The organism is Dietzia sp. DQ12-76 (assembly GCF_014145045.1).
Taxonomy (GTDB): Bacteria; Actinomycetota; Actinomycetes; order Mycobacteriales; family Mycobacteriaceae; genus Dietzia.
The window spans coordinates 1-9,477 of record NZ_JAALDV010000019.1; the positions used below are offsets into that span (position 1 = coordinate 1).

Consider the following 9,477-nt stretch of genomic DNA (forward strand, 5'->3'; position numbering starts at 1 on the left):
GGCGAGGCCGCCGACCAGCACCGCGCGGCGGGTGAACCCCCGGGTCGCAGTGCCTCCCGGGTCTGTGGCGCTGCCCGGTTCTGTGGCGCCGCCCGGGTTCGCGTCGCCGCCCGGGGGATGGTGGCCGGAGGGCCCGTGCACGTCTCTGTCGTCCATATCAGCCGACCACGACCTCCGTGAGCGTCGCCAGTGGCCGGCGCAGGGCGTTGACGGCATCCGAGAGCTGCTTGCGCTCGGCGGCGTCGAGGTCGGTGAACGGCACGAACCCGTCGTCTCCGCCGCGGTAGCCGTCGAGGGTGGAGGCGAGGGAGTCGACACGCGAGTCGATCTCGGCGACCAACTCGGGGTCCTTCTGTTCGGCGAGGTCGCGGACCGTTCCAAAGGCCACCGACGCCCCTTCGAGGTTGGCCTGGATGTCATAGAGGTCCGTGTGCGAGAAGATCTCCTCCTCGCCCGTGATCTTGGTGGTCGCCACCTCCTCGAGCAGCGCGATGGCGCCGTTGGAGATCTCGTCGAGACTGATCGTGAAGTCCTCGGCGTACACCAGGTCGTACAGCTTCCGGGTCTCGCGGTTCAGGGCATCGGCCATCTCCCGACCCTCCTCCGGGGAGAGCGCGCGCTGCCCGGCGGGCAACCACAGGTCCTTCTCGAGCACGTGCCAGCCGGTCCACTCGCCGCCCAGCTCCTGCGAGTCGGCCTCACGGAGGTCGATCGCCGGGTCGATGTCGCCGAAGGCCTCGGCGGTGGGCTCGATTCGTTCGTAGTGCATGCGCGCCCGGGGGTACAGGTAGCGGGCCAGGTCGCGATCGCCCTCGGTGTACGCGGTGGTGAACTCCTCGGTGCGCGTGAGAAGAGCTCCGACCTGATCCCGGACGTAGGCGGTGTAGGCCACCACCGCCTCGTCACGCAGGGCCTGCTCGTCCTCGGAGACCTCGATCTCCTCGCCGGAGTCCGTCACGGTGAACTCCGCGACGCCCGTGACCTCGCCGACCATGTTGGGCTTGCAGGCGGTGTAGTAGGTACCGGGCTCGAGCACGACGGTGAAGTCGGTGGTCGTTCCGGGGCCGAGATTCTCCCGCTCCCCCACGATCCGGAGCTTGTCGTCGGCCAGGATCTCGAACTCGTTGGGTTCGGTTCCCGCGTTGACCAGCGTGAAGCGGGCCGTCCCCGACGGGACCTCCGCGGCCGAGACCTCGCACTGCGCGCCGTTGATCGTCACCTCCAGGGGCTCCGCGCCGCCCGGCCCGGAGGACGCGGTGTTGGCGGTGCACCCGGCGAGGACCGCCATGGCGGCGCCGAGGCCCAACGGGAGCGCGAGGACGGGTGTGCGGAAGACGGTGCGGTTCACGGTGTGATGGCTTTCTTGTCGGCGGGAACGGTGTGGTCTGCGTCAGCCTCTGTGGAGGTGACAGTGCCTGATGACGTGACGGAGCCTGTGACGTCGTCCGCAGCCCGGCGTGGCCGACGCCGTGAGGCGCGGAGGAACAGGGGCAGGACGACGACGAGGTAGGCCGCCCACCCGAGGACCTGGAGCCAGGTGGGCATGAGGTTGACGTTCACGATCGCCACCGCGAGCGTGTACGCGACGAGCCCGATTCCGGAGGTGGGCACCAGGTGGGAGAGGTCGTAGGCCCAGGTGCCCCACCCGGGCAGAACGGAGGCCTCCTGCAGGTCGCCGAGGCCGTAGGAGACGATGCCCGCGGCCACGATGATGAGGAAGACCCCGCTCCAGCGGAAGAACGCACCGATGTCGATCCGCACGGCCCCCGCGTAGACGCCCGCCCCGAGCACAGCGGCGGCGACGAGGCCGCAGAGCACTGCGACGGCGGGGACCACCGCGGAGGTCGCCATGGTGGAGCGGGTCGTGGCCCAGACGAACATCGCGGTCTCGAGTGACTCCCGGCCGACCGCGATCAGTGCGATCCACACGATGCCGCGGCCGCTCCCGTCCACCGCGCCGGCCATCGAGGACTCCAGTCCGGCCTTCTGATCGGCGGCGTGCCTGCCCATCCAGAGGACCATCCAGGTGATCAGCGCCACGGCGAGGAGACTGAGGGTGCCGCCCAGCACCTCCTGGGCGGCGAAGGTCATGGTGTACGGGCCCCAGGTCATGAACGCGCCCGCGGTCAAGGGGATCAGGGCCGCTACTGCGACGCCGGCCCAGAGCCGCGGGAGGAGATCCCGGCGGCCCACCTTGACGAGGTAGGCGACGAGGACGCCCACGATGAGGGCGGCCTCGAGTCCTTCACGGAGGGCGATGAGGAAGTTGGCGAGGAACACGGCTGACCTGGGTTCTGATCGGGGTCCCCGGGTCGCACGGCGCGGTCCGGCGGCGAGATCGAGACGGCACCTTAGGAGTGCCTTACCTACTCTTCCCGCGAAAGAAGTTCTACTCCTCGATCAGGCGACGCGCAATGAGGCCCGGGACACATCGGTCGCGCGTCCTGCGTGCCACGATCGCGCCGTGGGGCCTGTGGGTGCCCGCCGTCCGGGTGTGCGTCTCGAGCACCTCGAATCCGACCGCGACCAGCTCCCGGCAGAGTTCGGCCACCGGCCATCGGTAGGCGGCCGTGACCGCGTGGTCGAATTGGCCTCCCACTCCTTCGAAGAAGCCCACCGCCACGCTGCCACCGGGCCGGAGCGCCCGCGCGAATTCCGCCAACGACACCCGGATGTGACGCGGATGGTGGTGGATGAGCGAGTACCAGGAGAGCACCCCGCCGAGGGAGCCCGTCGGGACGTCGAGCGCGTCCGACCGACCGACCTCGAAGGGCAGATGCGGGTGGCGGAGGCGAGCCAGGTCGACGAACCGCCGAACCGGGTCGATGCCGCTGACCTCCACCCCGTTCCCGGCCAGGAAGCCCGACCAGTGCCCGGGACCACATCCCACATCGAGCACTGGTCCCGTCAGGGTGGCGGCCCACGAGCCCACCAGCGCCCGGTCGGAGGGATGAGTCGCCTCCATGGACCCGAAGAGGTCCGCGTACTCCAGCGCCCGTGCCGAGTACGCCTCTCGGATCGCCTCGTGCTGTTGGTCAGCCATGTCCTCCACGGGGTCGAGGATGGTCGGCCGGGTCGCCGCCCGCAACGGGGTCGCGCGATGCGATCGAGCAGGCTACTCTTGGTAACCTACGGATGGTAACCACTCTGTCGAGGAGCTGTCATGACCGATGCACGAGCGACCGCGCGCCGTCGGATGTCCAGAGAGGAGCGCCGCGCCCAGCTCCTCGCGGAGGCTCGAGCGCTCATTCGCGAGGCGGGGACCGACACCCTCACCCTCGGACGGGTGGCGCAGCGCGCAGGTGTCACCAAACCGGTGGTCTACGACCACTTCGGCGACAGGAGCGGTCTGCTCGCCGAGCTGTACCGGGAGTTCGAGGCCCGCCAGCACGAGGTACTCGACGCCGCGCTCGAGAGCGCAGGGACCGAGCTCGATGACGTGGCGGAGGTCGTGGCAGCGGCGTACATCGACTGCTGCGTGGCCGAGGGCCGGGAGTTGGCCGACGTCGTCTCCGCACTCGCCGGGTCGCCGACGTTGGACGAGGTCCGCCAGGAGGCCGAGGAGCAGTTCCTCGCCAAGTACCGCCGGGCGCTGACCCCGTTCGCCGGAGAGATAGAGGCCGCGGATCTGGTCGCGATCCTCGGCGCCGGCGATTCCCTCGCCCGGGCCGCGACCACCGGCTCGATCACCACGACCCACGCCCACGAGGTGCTCGCCAGAGTCATCGTGTCCGTCACGTCCCGAGACTGAATCGAAAGGCAGCTCATGACCATCACGCACCCGCCCGAACCCCGCACGGCCCTCTGGGTGTACGCCCACCCTCGACCGGGCTCTCTCAACGAGCACCTCTTCCGGACCGGCACCGAGTCGCTGTCCGCGCGGTACACCGTGGAGACCTCGGACCTGTACGAGCAGGGCTTCGACCCCGTGTTGTCCGATCGCGACCTCGGCGAGCCGGAGGGCCGATCGAGATCGATCGTCGAGCTGTCCGCTGACGCCTACGCCGCGGGCCGCCTTCCCGACGACGTCCGGGCCGAGCAGGCCAAGATCGCGGCGGCCGAGCTCGTCGTCTTCCAGTTCCCGCTGTGGTGGTACGGGCCGCCGGCCATCCTGAAGGGATGGTTCGACCGGGTGATGACGACCGGTTTCGCCCACGGCGACCTCGACCCCGAGCTCGGCGTACCCCGTCGCTACGGAGACGGCGGGCTGGCCGGTCGCAAGGCCCTCATCGTGGTGACCGCCGGGGAGGACGAGCGCTCGATAGGGCGTCGTGGCGTGAGCGGCGATATCGAGTCCCTGCTCTTCCCCGTGACCCACGGGGTCCTCTGGTACACCGGGATCGAGGTACTGGACCTGCACGTCGTCTACGACGCCGACGGGCTGTCCGGTGCGGACGTGGAGGCGCAGGCCCATCGGCTGCGCACCCGGCTGGACGGTATCGACACCGAGCCCGTCGCGGCTTTCCGTCGCCTCCGGGACGGGGATTACCGCGGTACCCGCGCCCTACGGGAGGACCTTCTGCCCGGCCGCACCGACCTCGGCATCCACCTCGCGCACAGCGGCGCGAGTAGGCTGAGCCGTGACACGGGGTGCCCGCCACGGGCTGAGATCACACCCGAGCGAACCTGATCGAGTTCATACTCGCGTAGGGATGTCGTCGATGCGTCCACCGGCCGCTCGGACTCGTGAGGTGGTCCCCCTCCACGACCAGCGCCGGGAGAACGATGACCACGCCACACCACGCCCCTCACGATGCGCCACGGCACCCACGGAGGATCCGCTTCAACGCCTTCGCCATCAACGGGGTGGGCCACCAGCTCCCGGGGCTCTGGCGGCATCCCGCGGACCGCTCCCGGGACTATCGCGACCTCACGCACTGGACCCGTCTGGCCCGGCTCCTGGAGGAGGGGCTGTTCGACGGCATCTTCCTCGCGGACGCACTCGGGCCCTACGACGTCTACGGCGGTAGCGCCGATGCGGCCCTGCGGACTGCGGCCAAGATCCCGATGAACGACCCGATGATGCTGGTGAGCGCGATGGCGGCCGTCACGGAGCATCTCGGCTTCGGCATCACCGCGAGCACGTCGGCCGAGCACCCGTACACCTTCGCCCGGCGGATGTCGACGCTCGATCACCTCACCCGGGGCCGGGTGGGGTGGAACGTGGTCACGGGGTATCTCACCAGCGCGGCGCGGAATCTGGGCCAGGACGACCAGCTCTCCCACGATGAGCGCTACGACCGGGCGGACGAGTACCTGGAGGTCCTCTACAAATTGTGGGAGGGATCCTGGGAGGACGACGCGGTGGTGCTCGACGCGGAGCGGGACACCTTCGTCGACCCGGCGAAGGTGCACCCGATCGACCACCACGGGACGTACTTCACGGTTCCGGGGATTCATCTGTCGGAGCCCTCTGCACAGCGGACCCCGGTCATCTATCAGGCCGGCGCCTCCGAGCGGGGAGTCCGCTTCGCCACCGAGAACGCGGAGGCGATCTTCGTCGCGTCCCCGACTCTCGCGCAGACCCGTGAGCAGGTCGGTCGGATCCGCGACGGACTGGAGGCGGCGGGGCGAGGGCGGGACGCCGCACGCGTCTATGCGCTGCTCACGATCGTCGTCGACCAGACCGACGCGGCGGCCGCCGCGAAGTATCGCGACGTCTTCTCCTACGCCTCCGAGACGGGGAATCTGGTCCTCAACTCGGGCTGGTCGGGAATCGACCTCTCCCGGGAACATCTAGACGCACCGCTGGACCCGGTCGCCACCGATGCCATCCAGACCACGGTGTCGAGCCTCTCGGGCGCCGCTGACCCGGGCGGCCGGTGGACGTTGCGGGACAGCGCCCGGTTCAACGCGACGGGCGGCCCCGTGGTGGTGGGGTCGGGGGACACCGTGGCCGACGCCCTGGAGCACGTCATGGCGGAGACGGATGTCGACGGCTTCAACCTGGCCTATGCGCTCAACCCCGGGACCTGGGAGGACGTCGTCGAGTTCCTCATCCCTGTGCTCCAGCACCGCGGACTGTATCCGCGAGTGGCGGAACCCGGCACCCTCCGCGCCCGGATGTTCGGCGACGGCGACCGGCTGCCGGAATCACACCGCGGGGCGGCCTTTCGTCGAGGGTGAGGTGCGAGAAGCACGCGCCCGGTGAGGACCCGAGCTGGCAGACTGGCCCGCGTGGGCGGCGGGCGAGGTGAGGGTGGATCGATCCGCTCAGCCACCGTCTCGAGGTTCGATGACCTCGCCCGTCCTGACCGTGGAGGAGGTCGGTGAGGCCGCGGCCCGACCGATCCGACCCGACGAGAACGCCTGACGCGGATGGCGGACCGGGTCGACTGGGCGATGTGAACCGTTGCTTCCAGTCGTGCGACTGCTCCCAGACGTGCGACACCCGATATCGCGTGGATCAGGCTGCCGCGGGCACGATCGCCGCCGCGGCTCACCTCGGCACGTGCTGGTTCACTCGGGCGAGCACCGTGGCGACACCCGCCAGGAACTCTCTACTGCGTCGCGCGGCCTGCTGTTCCACGAGCTCATCGGCGAGCACCTTCGGCACGCAGGACGGGTCGACGGCGAGGTACTCGAGCGCCACCGCCGCGGCGACGGCCTGCCCTTCGTAGAAGGCCAGGTCGGGGAGGACCACCTCGAGGGCACGCGACAGCTCGCCGGCAGCGCGCTCGTCGAACATCGTGGTCACGGACGCCCGATACTGCTCGAAACGGTCCTGTGCCTCGTCGAGGTCCCGCCGCAGCTCAGAGGCGTCAGACATCGATGCGAGGGTCCGTGCCGGCGGCATCCACGAGCCTGCCGGTCGCGTCGTCAACGACCATCTCCGGGTTCACGATGCCACTCTAGGCCTCCGGGGGTGACAGTGCTCGGGCGTCGGCTACCTCTCCGATAGCGGAGTAGCGAAGTGCTGGACATAGAGATGAGCCTCCGGGAGCCCCTGGTACGGCGCCGTCCGCACGCAGACGCCCACCCTGGTGAAGTCCGGGTTGACGATGTTCTCCCTGTGACCGGGACTCTGCATCCAGCTGTCGACCGGATCGGGCCCGCCCGGAGTCGAGTAGAACAAGTTCTCTGCAGCCGTAGAGTAGTCGACGCCGGCCTCACGGATGAACACGAACGGATCGCCACTGCCATCGGGCGCGTGGTGCCCCCAGTAGTCCCTCGCGATCATGTCGTCCGCTTTCGCGCAGGCACTGTCTCGGAGCTTCTCGCTGGCGTCCAGTGTCGGAATGCCGTTCTCGCCCCGCTTCACGTTCGTCCGCTCTTCCACCGGCGACGGATCTGCCGGGGGTTCGACCTCGGCCCGACTCCACGGGTCACCCGATGGGAGCTCCACTGTCACCGCGTCGCCCCACTCCGCACAGCCGACCACCGACATCGAAGCCACCAGAAGCAGTGACGCGGCCGCGCCCCTCGAGACTGCCCGACTCTTCATCCTGATCACCCGGTCCGAATCTACCGATGGTGGCCGATGCACGACGGGCCGAACGGATCTGCGTTCCACACGCCCCAGGTGGTCAGAGGAGCGACCGCAGAGCGAGTCCGGTCAGGGCCAGGAGAACGACAAGCCAGATCGCGGACCCGGTGAGTTCCCGTCGCGATGCGTCGGGGTCGATCCACGGGAGCTGTCGTGCCCGCAGGAACGCCAACCCCGCCGCCGCAGCGTAGACCGTCGTAGCGGCGACCCAACCCCAGACGGTCACCACGGTCACCGGCAGCAGGGCCCGGGCCGCGACCAGGGTGAACATCACGGCCAGAGCGGCCAACAGCACCCTGCGCCGGTCCCGACTGCGGGCGATGGCGGCGAGGAGTTCGGCCATCGCGCCGAGGTAGAAGAGGACGACGACGATGAGCACCGCGTTCATCGGCCGCCTCCGGACTCGTCGTCGCCCTGGCCCGCCCGCCGCAGGAGCTGCTGACCTGCCGGAGCGAGGTCCCGGGTCGTCGCCCCGGAGAGGAAGATCGCGGTCCCTCGCGCCCGGTCCAGTCCGACCCACGTGGCGAACCCGCCGGTCTGCCCGTTGTGCCAGGTGATCTCCCGACCGTCCCACTCGGTGGTGAACCATCCGGCGCCGATGCGGTTGTCGTCGTCGTAGTCGGTGACCGGCTGCAGCGCCGCCGCTCCGGGCGCGGTTTCCGCCAGGAGAGCGTCGAGCAGTGTCGCCATCGACGCGGCGTCGGCCCGGATGCCACCGGCCGGCGCGTAGCCGGCGTCGTCCCACGCCTGCTGGGCCCGGCCGGAGGACTCACGCCCCTGGAAGGCGTTGGGAGCCGCACCGCCCTGGCCCGGGGCGGGGACGTGGAAGTTCTCCAGGCCCAGGGGTTCCGCCAACCGCGTCCGGACCAGTTCCGGGTAGTCGTGGCCGCTGACCTCGGCCAGCGCGTGACCCAGGACGGCGAAGCCCAGGTTCGAGTACTCCGGATCCTTGTCCCCCACGGAGGACGAGCGCACGTCCTCCACCACGTCGGCGGGTGAGTCGCGGTAGGGGTTCCGGGCGAACAGCAGCCAGCGGTAGGAGTCCACCAGCCCCCGCAGCGAGAAGGGCAGCCGGGGCAGTCCCGAACCGTGCCGCGCGAGTTCGCCGACGGTGATGGAAGCGCTCGCGGTCTCGCCCATGTCGACGATCTCGCCCAGCGTGGTGTCGGGAGACAGTTCCCCGCGATCCACGGCGTCGGCGAGCAGCATCCCGGTGACCGGTTTGGTGACCGAGCCGATCTCGAAGGTCCCGTCCAGCGGGGCGCCGACGGTGGCGATGCGCGTGCCCTGCGGGGTCACCTCGGCAACGGAGAGGGCGAACACACCGGGAGAGGGGACCTCCTCCAGCACCGCGGCGGCCAGCCGGGCGTCGCCTTCCGTCGGCGTGTCCCCGTCGATCGATCCCACGCCGGGCCGGAGCAGCGTCGCCAGCACGGCACCCACGACCCCGAAGGCCACCACCACGACCACCGCTGCCCGGCCTGGTGCGATTCTCATCGGTCCACCCCCAGCAGGATCGTCAACAGCGGGACGACGCGGGCCGCGGGCACCTCGTAGCGGCCACTTCCGGCCGCGCGCAGCCACCCGTGGGAGGACAGCTGCCGCAGGTGATGGTAGATCTGCCCGCTGGTGCCGAACTCCCCGGTCGCCACGAGGTCCTGCACCGTGTCGGCATCGGACAGGATCCGCTGGACGATCCGCAGCCGCACGGGATGTGCGAGCGCGGACAGCGACTCCGCCCGGTCGGCGAAGTCCGAGGCGAACAGGTCGTCCGCCTGCTCGGCCATCTGCCACCGGGCTTCATACCCCTTCGGGGTCCGCACGCTGCCGACCATCATCACCGCTCCGGGGTCGGACGTGCGGGACCGCAGACCCTCGAGTGCCCAGAACGTGTCGTCGTCGGCGGCCCGCTCCGGCACCGCGGCCCGCTCCGGCACCGCGGTGCCCGCGCTCTGCTCGGCACGGGTGTTCTGCCCGGCGCGAGCACTGTG

10 protein-coding genes, 1 pseudogene and 1 riboswitch are annotated in these 9,477 nt (G+C 70.1%); of the genes and pseudogenes, 3 read left to right on the forward strand and 8 right to left on the reverse strand.

The features are described from left to right. Positions 1 to 157 precede the first annotated feature (157 nt). From efeO to G6019_RS00865, 3 genes are all read right to left on the reverse strand, one after another. Positions 158 to 1,348 (reverse strand): iron uptake system protein EfeO, encoded by a 1,191-nt coding sequence (gene efeO / locus G6019_RS00855; RefSeq protein WP_309230113.1) that lies wholly within the window; start codon positions 1,346 to 1,348, stop codon positions 158 to 160. Further along, positions 1,345 to 2,280 carry an iron uptake transporter permease EfeU gene (gene efeU, locus G6019_RS00860; RefSeq protein WP_182613530.1) on the reverse strand — a complete coding sequence of 312 codons (936 nt, stop codon included), beginning with the start codon at positions 2,278 to 2,280 and terminating at the stop codon, positions 1,345 to 1,347. Before efeU ends, efeO begins: the two co-directional genes overlap by 4 nt. Positions 2,281 to 2,389: 109 nt before the next feature. Next, positions 2,390 to 3,043 (reverse strand): class I SAM-dependent methyltransferase, encoded by a 654-nt coding sequence (locus G6019_RS00865; RefSeq protein WP_182613529.1) that lies wholly within the window; start codon positions 3,041 to 3,043, stop codon positions 2,390 to 2,392. 120 nt (positions 3,044 to 3,163) lie between these two features. Here G6019_RS00865 and G6019_RS00870 point away from each other — a divergent pair, with 120 nt between their 5' ends. The 3 genes and pseudogenes from G6019_RS00870 to G6019_RS00880 all read left to right on the forward strand — a co-directional run bounded on the left by G6019_RS00870 (position 3,164) and on the right by G6019_RS00880 (position 6,126). Further along, complete coding sequence (locus G6019_RS00870; RefSeq protein WP_241725808.1) at positions 3,164 to 3,751, forward strand: TetR/AcrR family transcriptional regulator; 588 nt, start codon at positions 3,164 to 3,166, stop codon at positions 3,749 to 3,751. Between the two features lie 15 nt (positions 3,752 to 3,766). Next, a pseudogene (locus G6019_RS00875) lies at positions 3,767 to 4,414 on the forward strand (NAD(P)H-dependent oxidoreductase); the annotation flags it as partial. Positions 4,415 to 4,576: 162 nt separating this feature from the next. Then, positions 4,577 to 4,670: riboswitch (TPP riboswitch) on the forward strand. A gap of 55 nt (positions 4,671 to 4,725) precedes the next feature. Continuing rightward, complete coding sequence (locus G6019_RS00880; protein WP_182613528.1) at positions 4,726 to 6,126, forward strand: LLM class flavin-dependent oxidoreductase; 1,401 nt, start codon at positions 4,726 to 4,728, stop codon at positions 6,124 to 6,126. A 313-nt stretch (positions 6,127 to 6,439) separates the two neighbouring features. Here G6019_RS00880 and G6019_RS00885 read toward each other — a convergent pair whose 3' ends face one another. The 5 genes from G6019_RS00885 to G6019_RS00905 all read right to left on the reverse strand — a co-directional run. Then, on the reverse strand, positions 6,440 to 6,769 hold the full coding sequence (locus G6019_RS00885) for a hypothetical protein (protein ID WP_182613527.1): 330 nt from the start codon (positions 6,767 to 6,769) through the stop codon (positions 6,440 to 6,442). Positions 6,770 to 6,886: 117 nt separating this feature from the next. Further along, positions 6,887 to 7,444 (reverse strand): CAP domain-containing protein, encoded by a 558-nt coding sequence (locus G6019_RS00890; protein WP_241725810.1) that lies wholly within the window; start codon positions 7,442 to 7,444, stop codon positions 6,887 to 6,889. An 82-nt stretch (positions 7,445 to 7,526) separates the two neighbouring features. After that, complete coding sequence (locus G6019_RS00895) at positions 7,527 to 7,874, reverse strand: hypothetical protein (protein WP_182613525.1); 348 nt, start codon at positions 7,872 to 7,874, stop codon at positions 7,527 to 7,529. Next, positions 7,871 to 8,983 (reverse strand): serine hydrolase domain-containing protein, encoded by a 1,113-nt coding sequence (locus G6019_RS00900; protein WP_194305317.1) that lies wholly within the window; start codon positions 8,981 to 8,983, stop codon positions 7,871 to 7,873. Before G6019_RS00900 ends, G6019_RS00895 begins: the two co-directional genes overlap by 4 nt. Then, positions 8,980 to 9,477 (reverse strand): ArsR/SmtB family transcription factor (locus tag G6019_RS00905; protein WP_206681795.1); only part of this gene is annotated, 498 nt, incomplete at its 5' end. The genes G6019_RS00905 and G6019_RS00900, both read right to left, overlap by 4 nt.

What these genes read in the sequence shown, in the direction of transcription:
- G6019_RS00900 (WP_194305317.1), bottom strand. Translation starts at nt 8,983, where the DNA reads ATGAGAATCGCACCAGGCCGGGCAGCGGTGGTCGTGGTGGTGGCCTTC.
- G6019_RS00865 (WP_182613529.1), bottom strand. Translation starts at nt 3,043, where the DNA reads ATGGCTGACCAACAGCACGAGGCGATCCGAGAGGCGTACTCGGCACGG.
- G6019_RS00885 (WP_182613527.1), bottom strand. Translation starts at nt 6,769, where the DNA reads ATGTCTGACGCCTCTGAGCTGCGGCGGGACCTCGACGAGGCACAGGAC.
- G6019_RS00890 (WP_241725810.1), bottom strand. Translation starts at nt 7,444, where the DNA reads ATGAAGAGTCGGGCAGTCTCGAGGGGCGCGGCCGCGTCACTGCTTCTG.
- G6019_RS00895 (WP_182613525.1), bottom strand. Translation starts at nt 7,874, where the DNA reads ATGAACGCGGTGCTCATCGTCGTCGTCCTCTTCTACCTCGGCGCGATG.
- G6019_RS00870 (WP_241725808.1), top strand. Translation starts at nt 3,164, where the DNA reads ATGACCGATGCACGAGCGACCGCGCGCCGTCGGATGTCCAGAGAGGAG.
- G6019_RS00880 (WP_182613528.1), top strand. Translation starts at nt 4,726, where the DNA reads ATGACCACGCCACACCACGCCCCTCACGATGCGCCACGGCACCCACGG.